10 protein-coding genes are annotated in these 15,539 nt (G+C 32.7%); 4 read left to right on the plus strand and 6 right to left on the minus strand.

The window, feature by feature from the left end; all coding sequences use genetic code 11:
* Positions 1 to 153: 153 nt before the first annotated feature.
* The 4 genes from BMY33_RS10400 to BMY33_RS10415 all read right to left on the minus strand — a co-directional run bounded on the left by BMY33_RS10400 (position 154) and on the right by BMY33_RS10415 (position 6,151).
* Positions 154 to 693 (minus strand): thioredoxin family protein, encoded by a 540-nt coding sequence (locus BMY33_RS10400; protein WP_091408084.1) that lies wholly within the window; start codon positions 691 to 693, stop codon positions 154 to 156.
* A 99-nt stretch (positions 694 to 792) separates the two neighbouring features.
* Entirely contained in the window at positions 793 to 2,541 is a 1,749-nt protein-coding gene (locus BMY33_RS10405; protein WP_091408085.1) for a peptide MFS transporter, read from the minus strand.
* Positions 2,542 to 2,557: 16 nt separating this feature from the next.
* The gene (locus BMY33_RS10410; RefSeq protein ID WP_091408087.1) at positions 2,558 to 3,946 is read right to left on the minus strand and encodes a peptide MFS transporter; all 1,389 of its coding nucleotides are present in this window, start codon (positions 3,944 to 3,946) and stop codon (positions 2,558 to 2,560) included.
* 33 nt (positions 3,947 to 3,979) lie between these two features.
* Positions 3,980 to 6,151: a S9 family peptidase gene (locus BMY33_RS10415; RefSeq protein ID WP_091408088.1), complete on the minus strand. Its 2,172-nt coding sequence runs from the start codon at positions 6,149 to 6,151 to the stop codon at positions 3,980 to 3,982.
* Positions 6,152 to 6,402: 251 nt separating this feature from the next.
* Here BMY33_RS10415 and BMY33_RS10420 point away from each other — a divergent pair, with 251 nt between their 5' ends.
* From BMY33_RS10420 to BMY33_RS10435, 4 genes are all read left to right on the plus strand, one after another.
* On the plus strand, positions 6,403 to 7,719 hold the full coding sequence (locus BMY33_RS10420; protein ID WP_091408090.1) for a hydroxymethylglutaryl-CoA reductase, degradative: 1,317 nt from the start codon (positions 6,403 to 6,405) through the stop codon (positions 7,717 to 7,719).
* A gap of 456 nt (positions 7,720 to 8,175) precedes the next feature.
* Positions 8,176 to 8,829, plus strand: coding sequence for an ATP-binding cassette domain-containing protein (locus BMY33_RS10425; protein WP_091408092.1), 654 nt, complete (start codon positions 8,176 to 8,178; stop codon positions 8,827 to 8,829).
* A gap of 118 nt (positions 8,830 to 8,947) precedes the next feature.
* The gene (locus tag BMY33_RS10430) at positions 8,948 to 9,895 is read left to right on the plus strand and encodes a GYDIA family GHMP kinase (RefSeq protein WP_091408094.1); all 948 of its coding nucleotides are present in this window, start codon (positions 8,948 to 8,950) and stop codon (positions 9,893 to 9,895) included.
* A 484-nt stretch (positions 9,896 to 10,379) separates the two neighbouring features.
* The gene (locus tag BMY33_RS10435) at positions 10,380 to 12,908 is read left to right on the plus strand and encodes a glycoside hydrolase family 9 protein (protein WP_091408096.1); all 2,529 of its coding nucleotides are present in this window, start codon (positions 10,380 to 10,382) and stop codon (positions 12,906 to 12,908) included.
* Positions 12,909 to 12,986: 78 nt separating this feature from the next.
* Here BMY33_RS10435 and lpxD read toward each other — a convergent pair whose 3' ends face one another.
* Together lpxD and odhB are read right to left on the minus strand one after the other, a co-directional pair.
* Complete coding sequence (gene lpxD, locus BMY33_RS10440) at positions 12,987 to 13,976, minus strand: UDP-3-O-(3-hydroxymyristoyl)glucosamine N-acyltransferase (RefSeq protein ID WP_091408097.1); 990 nt, start codon at positions 13,974 to 13,976, stop codon at positions 12,987 to 12,989.
* A 293-nt stretch (positions 13,977 to 14,269) separates the two neighbouring features.
* Positions 14,270 to 15,502, minus strand: a complete 1,233-nt coding sequence (gene odhB / locus BMY33_RS10445) for a 2-oxoglutarate dehydrogenase complex dihydrolipoyllysine-residue succinyltransferase (RefSeq protein ID WP_091408099.1) — start codon at positions 15,500 to 15,502, stop codon at positions 14,270 to 14,272.
* Positions 15,503 to 15,539: the final 37 nt, after the last annotated feature.

The raw sequence follows: 15,539 nt of genomic DNA on the forward strand, positions 1-15,539 counted from the left end.
TTATATGTGTCAAAAAAGCACCTTATGTTACCTCTATACATATAAAAATTTCAAATCAAATATTACAACTCTCAGAACCAAAAGCCTACAATCAAAAAAAACCTCTTATCAAAAAATGATAAGAGGTTTTTGTAAAGGATTAAACTATTTACTTTAATTACTAAATGTGCTCACAAAAGATTGCTCATATTGTTGCCAAGCATCTGCATTTGTTAGTTTTTTATAATCATTAGTATGAATCATCTTTAAATAAATTTCCAGCTGTTGCGGAGTTTTATATCCCACTACTGGAGCAATTAAATTGCCTTCCTCATCAAAAAAAACGATACTAGGATATCCACTTATTTTTAAAGCATTAGCAAAAAAATGTTGACTATTTCTACCTTTTCTATCAGGATTATGGTTAGGATTAGTATAGGTAAAATCATTATACTTTATTTCTTCAGTACCTTCCCCATTAAACTTCACAGCATAATAATTAGTATTTACATACTCAACTACATCTTTATTATGAAAAGTCTTTTTATCCAGTAATTTACACGGACCACACCAATCGGTATACACATCCATAAAAATCTTCTTTGGCGTTTTCTTTTGCGCCTCCAATGCTTCATTCATTGACATCCAATTGATCTCTTGCGCATGGGATTGCAAAACAAGCAAAAGTCCGAATAGTAAAAGTAGGTTTTTCATTTGTTCAAAATTTGTATTTACATATTAGTCGAAACAAAAACTGTTCCTTATTAAAAACTTTCCTCCGTTTTGGGTAACGGGGAAAGTAATATTTTAGTATTAACGAATTCCGTGCATTAACTTCTTAAGTAATGGATTTAATATCATTATTAAAGCTCCAGCAACAATAGGGACTATTGTAAATATGAGAAAAAAAGTTGATAAATTATAATTAGCTGTAACCTCATCAATCATTCCTCCCAAAGTTCCAGCAGCTTTCTGGCCGATTGCTATTGCCAAATACCAAATACCAAACATAAAAGCAATCATTCTACCAGGAACCAACTTACTTAGATAAGATAACCCAACTGGTGATAAACATAACTCTCCTAATGTATGGAAAAGATATGCCAAGATCAACCAAATCATACTAACTGAAGCTGTCTGAGCCCCTTGTGGAATTCCTGATGATCCATAAGCAAGCAATGCAAAACCAAAACCTAATAATCCAAGTCCAAAACCATATTTAAAAGCTGCACTAGGGTTATATTTACTTTCCCACCATCGAGAAAATAAGGGTGCTAGTGCTATAATAAAGAATGAATTCAAAATTCCAAACCAAGTTGCACCCACTTCTGTGGTGTCCTTACTGAACTCATTATTTAACTTCCAAATTACTATTCCCCAAATAATTACAAAAGAGATAGACAGTACTACATTAGACACTCCAATTTTAGAAAATGTCTTCTTAAATAATAAATATAAAACCCAGGAAATAATTATTAAAGGAACTACAGTTAAAATAGCATCTATACTTTTAAAAATCAACGCAGCAGAGCCCGATAAGTCTCTTGCTGTATAATCACGAGCAAAAATATTCAATGATCCAGCTGCTTGTTCAAATGCTGCCCAAAAGAATACAGTAAAGAAAGCAAAAATTGCCACAGCTATCATCTTGTCCCTGACTATAGTACTGTATCTAATAATTCTAGAGATAATTAAAAACAAAAACAACAATACCCCAAAAATGATTACTATAGTTGGGCCTTCATAATTACCTAAAGTAAAATCAAACAAATTAACACCTCCTATTTTGGACATAGGGTCATTAATCAGCCAAGTTAATCCTATAGTTGCACTTATTACAATTAAAATTTTATCTACAATAGTAAAAGGATTAAGCTTATCTCCTTTTTCTAAAATCACTTCTTTTTTTAATTCTTTATTTGGCTTTGCTCCTATCTCTCCAAATAATGGGTTTGCTAACCAGAATTGAATCATTCCAAGAAACATAAAAATTCCAGCTAATCCAAAACCCCAAGCCCAACTAAAATTTTCTCCTAAATATCCACAAAGCATGATACCAAAAAAAGCACCTGCATTAACACCCATATAAAATATGGTATAAGCACCATCCTTCTTTGAATCATTACCTTTATACATTTCAGAAATGATAGATGTAATGTTAGGTTTAAACAAACCAGTTCCTATTACTAGTAATCCTAATCCAATATATAAAGTAGTTTCTGTCTCAAATGCCATAGAAACATGCCCAAGTGTCATTACCAAACAACCAATAGTAACAGCCCATCTATACCCTGTAATTTTATCTGCAATATATCCTCCCAAAATAGGTGTAAGATATAATAGAGAGGCATAGGTACCGAATAAAGCTAAGGCATGCTCTCGAGGCCAATTAGCCCAACCCGGATTTTCTCCAAACAAGGGTTGAGTAAGAAATATAACTAAGAGAATTCTCATCCCATAGAACGAAAAGCGTTCCCACATTTCCGTAAAGAAAAGAACAAAAAGCCCCGATGGATGTCCTAAAACCTTATCCTTAAATAAATTTTCTATATCAGTATTCATATTTTTAGATAAAATTTTAATTATCTGCTAACTCATAACCTTCAGCTTCTTCATGAATTGTACCTTCTTTATCCTCAACACCATGAGTCAATACTTCTAATTTTTTTCTAAATAACATTACTAAAAGTCCAAACACCACACAAAAAACTGCTATACCAGTAAATATTGTAAATTCTCCTAAACTTTCCGCAGATTCCCCTAACAACCCTGCTAATTTATTACCAAAACCAGTCATTGCAAAGTAAACCCCCATCATTAATGCTCCATACTTAACAGGAGCCAATTTTGTTATAAACGATAAAGCTACAGGAGATATACAAAGCTCTCCAATTGTATGAAACAAATATGCCAACACTAACCAGTACATAGCAGAAGAACCATTAGATTCAAACTCCATAGAAGCCGCCGTCATAAAGAAGAAACCCGTTCCCATAATAATTAGTCCTATGATCATTTTGAACAAAGAACTAGATACTTTCCCTTTTAATTTTCTATTTGCCCAATACCAGGCAACCAATGTACCTAGAAAGATAATAAACATTGCATTTAAAGACTGAAACCATGATGCAGGAACTTCATATCCCATAAACATTCTATCTGTCTTACCACTTGCATAAAGATTCATTAATCCACCAGCTTGTTCAAAAGCTCCCCAAAAAACGATAACTAATAAAAAAGAAATAAGAAGTACAACAATTCTGTCTTTTTCTATGCTCGTAAGTGGTTTTTTCATAGCTTCTTTATCCTTCGCATCTTCAGAAGTTCCTAAAAAATTACCAACACTTTTAAGATACTTTTGACCAAGCAAATATTGTAAAAGTCCCAAAGCCATTCCAATACCAGCTAGTCCAAATCCATAATGCCATCCATGTACTTCCCCAACATATCCAACAATGATACTGGATAAAAATGCTCCTAGGTTAATTCCAATATAAAAAATCGTAAAACCTTTATCTCTTCTTATATCTCCTTGCTTATAAAGACCTCCTACCATTGTAGAAATATTTGGCTTTAACATTCCAACTCCAGCTACAATTAAACCTAACCCAGAATACCAAGCCCACATTTCTTCTATTGCCAAAATACTATGTCCAGCAACTAACAAAATTCCACCAATTAAAACAGATTTTTTTTGACCTAAAAACTTATCAGCAATCCATCCTCCTGGAATTGAAGCTACGTATACTGCCATTGTATACCATCCATATAGCGCTAGTGCTTCTCCAGATGACCACCCTAACCCTGCATTTTCATCAATTGTTTTAGCTGTAAGATATAATACGAAGATTGCTCTCATTCCATAATAAGAGAAACGCTCCCACATTTCTGTAAAAAATAAAATATATAATCCTACCGGATGCCCAAAAAGCTCTTTTTGATGAGCTGCTTTTACTGTATTTGTCATTATGTTAGTTTAATTAAATGAGTTGTTTAATGATTATAAGTTCGCTTTAATAAAATTGGTCATTTTATTATATAGATGTAATCTAGTATTACCTCCATAAATTCCATGATTCTTATCTGGATAAATAGCCCAATCAAAATCCTTGTTTTTCTGCACTAACGCTTCAATCAAACGCATCGTATTCTGCACATGTACATTATCATCTGCACTACCGTGTACTAGTAAAAATTTACCTTTTAATCCATCTACAAAATTGATAGGAGAATTATCATCATATCCCTTTGCATTCTCCTGTGGAGTCATCAAATATCGTTCCGTATAGATCGTATCATAAAATCTCCAACTAGTAACAGGAGCTACTGCAATACCCATCTTAAAAGTATCTGGTGCTTTAAACAAACAGTTACTAGACATAAAACCTCCATAACTCCATCCCCAAATACCAATTCTAGAAGCATCGATATAATCTAAAGCTCCTAGTTGTTTTGCCGCAGCTACCTGATCTTGAACTTCTAAATTCCCTAAATCATTTTGAGTAACTTTTTTAAACTTAGCTCCTTTAAAACCTGTACCTCTTCCATCTACACAAACAACAATGTATCCTTGTTGTGCTAACATCATATACCAATAGTCATTACTCCTATTCCAAGAATTACTCACTGATTGTGACCCAGGTCCAGAATACTGAAACATAAATAATGGATATTTCTTAGCAGGATCAAAATCCTTAGGTTTAATCATCCACATATTTAGCGTTTCTCCATTAATATCAATGGTAGAAAACTCCTTTGGTCTTACGTCATATTGAGATAATTTATCTTGTAACTCTTTATTATTCTTGATTTCTCTTATAACTTCTCCAGTCGATCCGCTATTTAAAGTAAACTCGTAGGGCGTAGCTGCATTAGAAAAGTAATTGATATATTGACTAAAATCCGCACTGAAATCTGCATCATTGGTTCCTTCTTTCTTACTTAATCTCTTCTTATTCTTTCCATCTAAACCTACAGCGTAAATATCTCTATTAACACTTTTATTCTCTACACTTTGATAGAAGATAGTTTTTGTTTTAGCATCATATCCATAATAATTAGTTACTTCCCACAAACCTGTAGTTATTTGATTGATTAACTCTCCAGTTTCTTTGTAATGATATATGTGGTTAAACCCATCTTTTTCACTAGTCCAAATAAAACTATTATCTTCTAAAAAAGTAAGATTATCAGTAATATCAATATAAGCTTCATCCTTCTCATTAAGCACAATTTTTGGAGCTTTCGTCTTTGCATCTACAAAAATTAAATCCAGATTATTTTGATGTCTGTTTAATACCTGCACACTCAAAATATCTGGATTTGATGACCATTTGATTCTAGGAATATAAAAATCTTTATATTCTCCTAGTTTTATCTCATCTAAAGACATGCTTGTCAAATCTGCTATGTGTAATGAAACTTTCGCATTCTTTTCTCCGGCTTTAGGATATTTAAACACATCCTGTTTTTGATATAATTCTGCACCATATACATCCATGGAAAATTCAGGAACTTCTTTTTCATCAAATCTTATAAATGCCACTTTATTACTATCAGAACTCCAATCAAAAGCTCTTACAAAGGCAAATTCTTCTTCATAAACCCAATCAGTAATACCATTAATAATCTCATTCTTTTTTCCGTCATCTGTTAACTGAATCTCTTCTCCAGTTACAAAATTCAAAACATATATATTGTTATCCAGTACATACGCTATTTTGTTTCCATCTGGTGATAAAGCTGGTGACTGTATTTTTTTATCACTAATCTTAAAACTGCTATTGGAAGCAACATCAAACAAATGATAAATCCCTCTTGAAGATCGACGAAAAATCTGTTCTAATTCACTAGCAAGTAGCACTCTCTTCTCATCTTTACTAAATTCATAACCTTGAAAATACTTCAGGTCATCTATAAAAGAAGACTTAATTAATGTTTTTGCCTTTTCTCCAGTAGCATAATCATATATCTCTATAGAAGTTTCACCAGATGTATTATCTCGTTCTAAAACTGAATACTGTGTCCCATTATTCATAGAATGTAAAGATTGCAATCTTTCTGTTCTAAACGCTCCTCCCCATATCTCTTCTAAGGTAAATGCTTTGTCCTGAGCTATAGTAACAAAACTTATAAAAAATGCTATTCCAAAAAACAATCGGGTAATCTTCATATCTTAAATTCAATAAAAAAATGTTAGCGCCAAGAATACTAAAAAATCCGTGAAAAATACAACAATTGACGTTAAATACCATAAAATGGAATACGAGAAACCAATATTTATTACCATATCATTAATAAAATCATATGAATTGACAGAATAACATACTTCTAAAATAGTACGAAATGATATTTATGAATTCATAAAAATCGTTTGAAACAAAACAGAATAGTATCTTTGAGCCCTTATAGTAAAAAAACAATATGGCTCCAGTAGTTTCTGGCTTCTCTAAGCTTTCTAAAGACGAAAAAATAAATTGGTTAGTTAAACATCATTTTAACAATGACAAAAACACGATCGATATTATTAAAACTTATTGGAATTCTGATGAAAAACTTCAGCAATTACACGATGAGTTTACTGAAAATACCATATCCAATTATTATTTACCTTTTTCCGTAGCACCAAATTTTTTAATTAACAACAAACGTTTTACCATCCCAATGGCTATAGAAGAAAGTTCTGTAGTTGCTGCCGCAAGTAAAGCGGCTAAATTTTGGCAAAGCAGAGGCGGTTTTAACGCCCAAGTATTGTCTACCACAAAAGTCGGACAGGTACATTTTACATTTTCTGGAGATATTGAAAAGTTAAATATATTCTTTAAAAACATAAAGTCTGATCTTATTTCCTCAGCTTCTCATATCACTAAAAATATGGAAAAGCGAGGTGGTGGAATCATTGATATTGAACTTAGGGATAAATCATTAGAAATCGAAAACTACTATCAACTTCATTGTACTTTTAGTACTGTTGATGCTATGGGAGCCAATTTCATAAACTCTTGTTTGGAACAGTTTGCTGATTTTTTGACCAAGGCGGCTGCCGCATACATCAAATTTTCTGAATCTGAAAAAACTATAGAAATTATTATGAGTATTCTTTCTAACTACGTTCCTGAATGCTTAGTTAGAGCTTCTGTTTCTTGTGCTATTGATGATCTACCAAGCAAAGACAACCTAACTCCTTTGCAGTACGCACAAAAATTTGTAAGAGCTGTACAAATAGCAGAAATAGAACCCTACCGAGCTGTAACACACAACAAAGGAATTATGAATGGTATTGATGCCGTTGTATTAGCTACAGGAAATGACTTTAGGGCTATTGAAGCTGGAGCGCACGCTTATGCTTCAAAAGATGGTAAATACACCAGCCTAACTGAAGCGAAAATTGAAAATAATATATTTCATTTTTCGATACAATTACCATTAGCTCTTGGAACAGTTGGAGGTTTAACTACACTACACCCTTTAGTAAAATTGGCTTTAAATTTACTAGGAAGCCCGGATGCAAAAAAGCTTATGGAAATTACAGCGGTTGCTGGACTTGCTCAAAATTTTGCTGCGATTAATTCTCTTATTACCACAGGAATTCAGCAAGGGCATATGAAAATGCATTTAATGAACATTCTTAATCAGTTTCAAGCTACTAATGAAGAAAAACAAAAGTTAGTTGAACACTTTAAGACTAATACAGTAACGCATAGTGAAGTGGTACTACAAATCGAAAAACTGAGAAATTAAGCCTCTTATTAATTTTCTTATTTTATAATAGTCTGTCATACTAAGACAATTTAACCGTTTATTATTAAAACTTGTTATTAGGTTTGGTATTACCAATAAATACCTTCCAATAGTTAAATAACACTTTTCAATTTTAGTTATGTCGACAAAATTATATCTACTTTTTCTATTCTACAAAAAACATTTTTATATACTCACCTTTATTACACTGTTACTTTTATTTAGAGAAAAAAGCACTAATCTATCTTTTATAATTCTAATAAAACTGATTTATTTCTTAGGGCTAAAAGCTTGGCATAAGTTAGCTACTTATACTAATATGGAGGTCTCCTTTACAGATCGATTCCTGTTTTATGAAAACTTAGGGCTGCATAACAGGCATCTTTTTTTATTTGGATTCTTATGCGATTGTATAACTTCTGTCATCACATTTTATACATTTCAATACGTTATAAGATGATCTTAGAAATTGACAACATAGAATTATCATACGACAATAAATTCATTTTAAATGGAGTCTATATCAAAGCTGAAAAAGGAAGAGTTACAGGAATATTAGGAAGAAATGGCTCGGGTAAAAGCAGCTTATTGAAAATAATATTTGGACACTTAAAACCCCAAAATAAACTGATTCGTATTGATAAAAAAAATAAAAAAAAACCTCTTTATCTTTCCGGAAAAATAAAGTATTTATCCCAAAAAGATACAATCCCAAAAAACATTTCACTTGAAAAGGTTTTTAAGTTATTCGATCTTAGGTGGCAATCTTTTATAAGTATATTCCATACTTTCCAAAAGTATAATAACCCAAAAATATATGATCTTTCAGGAGGTGAGAAAAGAGTCGTAGAAACCTATCTCATGTTAATGAGTCCAGGAGAAGTTGTATTACTAGACGAACCCTTTTCTAATATAGCTCCGCTATATATAGAAACCTTTATAAAACTTATTTCGCAGGAAAAGAAAAATAAAGTTATCATTCTAACTGATCATATGTATCGTCAAATTCTCGACATATCAGATGATATATACCTACTAAATAACACTACTTCTACACTAATAAAGGATCCTAGTGAACTTATTAGCTATGGCTACTTAAACAGTCTCTAATTTTTTTATAAGCAAAGGAAAACTGTATTCAATACAGTTATAATAAATATATTTATCGTATTCTTATTTATTAAATGTTGTAAAAAAGTACATTTGTTTTTGGTTAAGATAAACTCATATGTTGAAAAAATCATTTTATAGCCACGGCAAACTTCTCCTTACTTCTGAATATCTTGTTCTGGATGGTGTTAAGGCACTTGCCCTACCAACTAAAAAAGGCCAATGGTTAACAGTAGAAGAAAATGACTCTGGACATATCTTGTGGAAAAGTCTTGATAAAGATAATAATTGCTGGTTCGAAACAATTATTAAACTCCCTTTAACCATATCAGAAGTTAATTCCTCTAATACACCCTTCTTAACCGATGAAGAGGGTATAGGTATTTCTGAAACACTTTTAGAAATACTAAAGGTAGCTAAGGATTTAAACTCAGATTTTCTTTCGTATGAAAAGGGATACATTGTAGAAACTCGTTTAGAATTTAATCGCGAATGGGGATTAGGCTCTTCTTCCACACTTATTAATAACATCGCTCAATGGGCAGATGTTAATGCTTTCACTTTACTAAAAGAAAGTTTTGGAGGAAGTGGTTATGATATTGCCAGTGCGCAACATAAAACTCCTATATTTTACACACGTAAAGAAGATAAACCGATAATCGATAAAGCGGAATTTGATCCCTTATTCAAAAATAAATTATTCTTCATATATCTTAATAGAAAACAAGATAGCAAACAATCTATCAAACATTATCAGTCCTTACCGCTTAAAGAGTTTGACGATGCTGCGAGAAAAATTAAAGAAATTACCAATACACTATTAAATTGCTCTTCATTAGAAGAATTCTGTAAACTCATTGATTTACACGAACAAGTAATATCTAAAATTATCAAAACACCGACGGTAAAATCTACTTTGTTTTCGGATTACTCTGGAAGTATAAAAAGCTTAGGTGGCTGGGGCGGAGATTTTATCCTAGCTACAGGAACAGTTTCTGATATTGATTATTTTTTAAATAAAGGTTATCACACTATTATACCATATTCTGAAATGGTTCTATACTAACTATTTTTAGAAAAAAGAAGTGATTTACATTTTTTTACTAGTAAATAACATTCATTCCTCTATATAAAATATCTATAATTTAGATATTTTACACCTCTAATCTTTTTTAGAAAAACACCTATAGACTATGTGTCTGGAAGGGTTTTTACATCTTCATCATCCTTCAAAATATCGTGTTCATAAAATGTAAAGATTGTGATACAAATACATACTACTATTCTTCGTTATCTTTAATAATTGACTTGAGAATAATAATGAATCAAATAATTAACTGAAGTCTAAAAATATATTGGTAATACAAATCACAAACCGGATAGAAAGAAAAAAGTTACTTAAAACTAAGTATAAAGTTTTCGTGACTTTTTAAATTTTATCTTTTAAACAATTCCACAATAACTTAACTTATTTTAAATACAAGATCTTATAATTTTTTAAAAGTTAAAACGTAAAAAATAACCCTTAAAATTTAAAAAAAATTGTCCCAATGAAACAAAGAAATCTATTTACTATTATCTTTTCGTTCATAGTAATATTTACTGCCAATAGTCAAATTATCTATAGTGATAACTTCGACGAAAGTATACTTAGTGTAGAATCAACTTCTGCATATTCGGCTTCATTATCTAATGACAACTTGCAAATAAATGCTAATGGTACAGCAACAGCATTCAGCCCATTCAAATATACATTGCATAACAATGGTTCGGATGCATCAGTAAACATATCAAATCAGACTAAACTCTTTATTAAGGTAAAAGGTACCTCAAATCCAGATTTAAGAATCGACATACAAGATGAAGATGGTTTTGTTTCTAATTTAAGTCCTCTATCCGTTAGAATAGACAATGATTTTACTATTTATGAACTAGATTATTCTTCTAATTTACAGGATGGAGGTTATGGAGGATCTGATTGTACTCAAGCTACAGCTCCTTGTCCTGTAGACCCTTCTAAAATAGCTTTTGTTCAATTTTTCGTAAATGCTGCTCAAGGAGGATATTCAGGAACTATTGAAATCGATTGGATTTCTTTCGGAGAACCTTTAGAAACACCTCCGCCGCCATCAGCATATGAAGTTCGTTATAATCAAGTATCATACTTGATAGATAGAAATAAAACAATTAGTATTGCTGCTCAAGGCAGTTTTAGCAACCAATCGTATATGATACTGGATAGTTCTAATAACGTAATATTATCAGGAACTACTGGAGCGTCCTCTTTATGGAATGATTCCGGAGAACATATTGTAAATATTGACATCTCAGAAGTTAATACCGCTGGAACATATCGTTTTCAGATTGATCAAGAAGAGATTACTTTTAATGTAAGTACAGATGGATACGCAGAACTTAGAGAAGAAGCATTTAAATACTACTATTACAATCGTTCTTCTACCGCTCTAGAATCAGCTCACGCAGGTGTATATGCAAGACCTGCAGGAACTCCGGATAATGTTGTTCGAGTTCACTCATCAGCAGCTACATCAGCAAGACCTGAAGGAACGGTTATTTCTGCTCCAAAAGGCTGGTATGATGCTGGAGATTATAATAAATATATTGTAAACAGTGGAATTAGCACATATACTTTATTAGCTGCTTTTGAACATTATAGAACCGAATGGGAAAGTTTAGAATACAATATCCCAGAACAAGGTGGAAATCTTCCTGATATTTTGGATGAAGTTTTATGGAACTTAGATTGGATGTTAGACATGCAGGACCCTAATGACGGTGGAGTATATCACAAATTAACCGCTAAAAGCTTTTCTGGCCGAGTTATGCCAGCAACGTATAACTTAGAAAGATTTGTTGTACAGAAATCTACAGCAGCTGCCTTAAATTTTGCTGCGGTAACAGCAGTAGCATCAAGAGTTTTTTCTGATTATGAAAGCATAAGACCTGGATTTAGTGCCCAATTGGAACAAGCAGCAAAAGACGCTTACGCTTGGGCACAATCTAATCCTGCCATCTATTATAAACAAGGCAATGGAACACCTGTTGCTGATATATTTACAGGAGAATATGGAGATAGTAATGTGACCGATGAATTTCAATGGGCTGCGGTTGAATTATTTATTACAACTAGAGAAAATACATACCGAGATGATATTGATGTAAATTCTATTGGAGGAGGAACTCCAAGTTGGCCATACAGTGATCCTCTTGCTTTAATTTCAATTGCTCACTACACTACGAGTTTAGCAAGCTCAATTAATGTTACCGCAGCCAATAATACTTTGTTAAGTACAGCTGATCAATTAAAGGATCAAGTAAACACCTCACCTATGAAAATTACAATGGCTTCCAATGATTATTCTTGGGGAAGTAATGGAGCTGTAGGTAACCAATTAATTTTACTTATCAGAGCATATGAACTCACGCAAGATAAATCATATATAGATGCCGCTTACACTGCCATGGATTATATCTTTGGTAGAAATGGAACTGGATATTCTTATGTAACTGGATTCGGAGATAAACAAGTATTCGAACCTCATCATAGGATATCAGATGCAGATGGTATTTCTGCACCTATTCCAGGAATGATCGTAGGTGGACCACAAAATGAAAACAACCCAGATACAGGTGATTGTTCTGGTTCTGGAGTTAGTTTTCCATCTAATCTACCGGCCTCAAAATATGTAGATCATTGGTGCTCTTATTCTACAAACGAAATTACTATTAACTGGAACGCTCCTTTAGTATATGCGATGCATGCTTTAAATTTCTATCAAAAAGAGACAGCCACTCTATCGGTTTATGATCAAGAACAAAAGATAAGTTCTGTAAAGGTTTTCCCTAACCCTTCAAGTAATATTTTGAACATAAAATTTCCGACTACTAACACATCTTCCAACATCGAGATTTATTCTCTTCAGGGTAAAAAAGTTTTTTCTAAAGAATTAAAGAGTGAACAATCCAATCTAGATATTAGTAATTTATCAGCAGGATTATATTTAATAAAAATCAATAGTAATACTGATAGTTATACAACAAAAATTATAAAGCAGTAAAAAACTAAATTTAAACATAAAAGGTTCAAAACTAATTAGTTTTGAACCTTTTATGTTTAAACAATCGAATTTTATAATCTATTTAGCTAGTTTCCGTAAAGTAACCCATTGCTTAAGCATTTCTCGTGAATCACAAGCAGGATACCCTAAAACAGTTTTCCCTGCCGGAACATCATTCATAACACCCGAACCTGCAGCCACTGTAGCTCCAGAATGGATTGTTACATGATCCTTAATAGAAGCACTTCCTCCAATAACAACCCCATCACCTAATGTAACAGAACCTGCCAAACCACTACTACCTGCCATGATACAAAAACGCCCTAATTTACAATTATGTCCAATCTGAACTAAATTATCAATTTTACAACCATCTCCTAATATGGTGGAACTAAACTTAGCACGGTCAATACAAGAATTAGCACCTATCTCAACGCCATTACCAATGATAACATTTCCAATATGTGGAATTTTCCAAAGTCCGCGACCGTCTTCATTGGGTAAATACCCAAAACCATCCGCACCTATACTGACATTATTATGAAAAATACAATCACTACCAATTTCAGAACGCTCTCGAATTACTGTTCCAGACCAAATAACGGTGTTATTACCTATCACTGAATCATCAAAAACAGTTACATTAGGATAAAGCACAACACTATCACCCAAAACAACATCTTTACCTATATAACAACCTGCGCCAATCTTACTTCCAACTCCTACAATAGCAGATTCATGGATTACTGCTGTTGGATGAATATCAATATCAAAAACCGGATCTTCTAGGCCAAATTCTTCTAATAACTTGGACATCGCAAAATCTGCATTCTTCACCATAATAAATGCTCGATCTGGACCAGGTTCAATATCTAAAGTTTCATTCACAATGGCCACACAGGCATTAGAGGTGTCCCATAGACAAGCAAACTTCTTGCTTCTAATAAAAGTAATCTGATCTCTTTTGGCGTTTTTCAATTCATCTAATCCAGTTATTATTTGACTGGTATTACCTTTTAATTTCCCTTGTAGAATAGTCTTGATTTCTTCTATTGTAAATGATACCATTGTTTATTATTAATTGTTATTAGATTCTATGATCTATCATTTTTGAAAAATTCACAAAGTTGTTATAAACAATAATGTTATAAAAAGTAATGAAGTATTAAAAACAATACAAAACTGTTAATTTAGTTAATTTTTTAACAAAACTAAAAAAATCTTTAATTTTAGTTTCCAACAATTAATACAACCTTTGATCTGCTCCACAGATCATCATCTCCCTTTCTTAGAAAGATTTTTACATAAAAAAACCTCAATTCTTTTGAATTGAGGTTTTTTTATGTAAAACAAAGCATGTATTACATCTCCAATGCCTTGTTTATATTATTATCCATTAACAATTCTTCCGGATTTTCTAAAGCTTCTTTAACCGCTACTAGGAACCCAACAGATTCTTTACCGTCAATAATTCTATGATCATAAGATAAAGCAACATACATTATAGGCGCTACAACTATTTGTCCATCTCTTACAATTGGTCTTTCTACAATATTATGCATTCCAAGAATAGCGCTCTGTGGTGGGTTTATGATTGGAGTAGATAACATACTACCAAAAACTCCTCCATTGGTAATGGTAAAAGTTCCACCTGTCATTTCATCAACTGTTATCTGACCCTCACGAGCTCTAATAGCTAATCTTTTAACTTCAGATTCAACTCCTCTAAAACTTAAATTTTCTGCATTTCTAATTACAGGAACCATCAATCCTTTTGGCCCAGAAACAGCAATACTGATGTCTTGGAAATCATAAGAAATCATCTCTTTACCTTCAATCATCGAATTAACAGCTGGATACATTTTTAGCGCTCTTACACAAGCTAAGGTAAAAAACGACATGAACCCAAGACTAACTCCATGTTTACTTTTAAATGTTTCCTTATATTGTTTTCTTAAATCAAATATCGGCTGCATATCCACCTCATTAAAAGTAGTCAACATTGCAGTTTCATTCTTCACAGAAACCAATCTCTCCGCTACTTTACGACGTAGCATAGATAATTTTTTACGTGATTCTCCTCTACTTCCTGGTCCTGGAGTACCCATAGACGGCTTTGCATCAATTGCATCCGCTTTAGTAATACGTCCATCGCGTCCAGTTCCTTTTACTTGAGAAGCATTAATACCTTTTTCAGCTAATACTTTTTTAGCTGCCGGAGAAGCTGTTCCGGTTGCATATGTTTCAGTTTTAGCTGGAGCTGGTGTCTCTGTCTTTGCAGGCGTTGGAACGTCTTCCTTTTTTCCCTCTGTTTTCGGAGTTTCTTTAGGAGACGAAGAACCTCCTTCTGGTTTAGCTGCATCTGTATCAATAAGACACACAACTTCACCAACAGCGACAGCATCACCTTCTTCTGCTTTTAGGGTAATAATACCACTAGCTTCTGCAGGAAGCTCTAATGTTGCTTTATCACTATCTACCTCCGCTATTGCTTGGTCTTTTTCTACATAATCACCATCTTCTACAAGCCATTGAGCTATTTCTACTTCTGTAATGGATTCTCCCGGAGAAGGGACTTTCATTTCTAAAGCCATAATTCTAAATTTATACTTTATATCGCTTTCGCGAAAA

This window comes from Aquimarina amphilecti, assembly GCF_900109375.1.
GTDB classification, from domain to species: domain Bacteria; phylum Bacteroidota; class Bacteroidia; order Flavobacteriales; family Flavobacteriaceae; genus Aquimarina; species Aquimarina amphilecti.

Bases quoted from the DNA above. Each gene is read 5' to 3' on its own strand.
- lpxD (WP_091408097.1), bottom strand. From the start codon at position 13,976: ATGGTATCATTTACAATAGAAGAAATCAAGACTATTCTACAAGGGAAA.
- BMY33_RS10430 (WP_091408094.1), top strand. From the start codon at position 8,948: ATGTTGAAAAAATCATTTTATAGCCACGGCAAACTTCTCCTTACTTCT.
- BMY33_RS10420 (WP_091408090.1), top strand. From the start codon at position 6,403: ATGGCTCCAGTAGTTTCTGGCTTCTCTAAGCTTTCTAAAGACGAAAAA.
- BMY33_RS10435 (WP_091408096.1), top strand. From the start codon at position 10,380: ATGAAACAAAGAAATCTATTTACTATTATCTTTTCGTTCATAGTAATA.
- BMY33_RS10415 (WP_091408088.1), bottom strand. From the start codon at position 6,151: ATGAAGATTACCCGATTGTTTTTTGGAATAGCATTTTTTATAAGTTTT.
- BMY33_RS10405 (WP_091408085.1), bottom strand. From the start codon at position 2,541: ATGAATACTGATATAGAAAATTTATTTAAGGATAAGGTTTTAGGACAT.
- BMY33_RS10410 (WP_091408087.1), bottom strand. From the start codon at position 3,946: ATGACAAATACAGTAAAAGCAGCTCATCAAAAAGAGCTTTTTGGGCAT.
- BMY33_RS10425 (WP_091408092.1), top strand. From the start codon at position 8,176: ATGATCTTAGAAATTGACAACATAGAATTATCATACGACAATAAATTC.
- BMY33_RS10400 (WP_091408084.1), bottom strand. From the start codon at position 693: ATGAAAAACCTACTTTTACTATTCGGACTTTTGCTTGTTTTGCAATCC.
- odhB (WP_091408099.1), bottom strand. From the start codon at position 15,502: ATGGCTTTAGAAATGAAAGTCCCTTCTCCGGGAGAATCCATTACAGAA.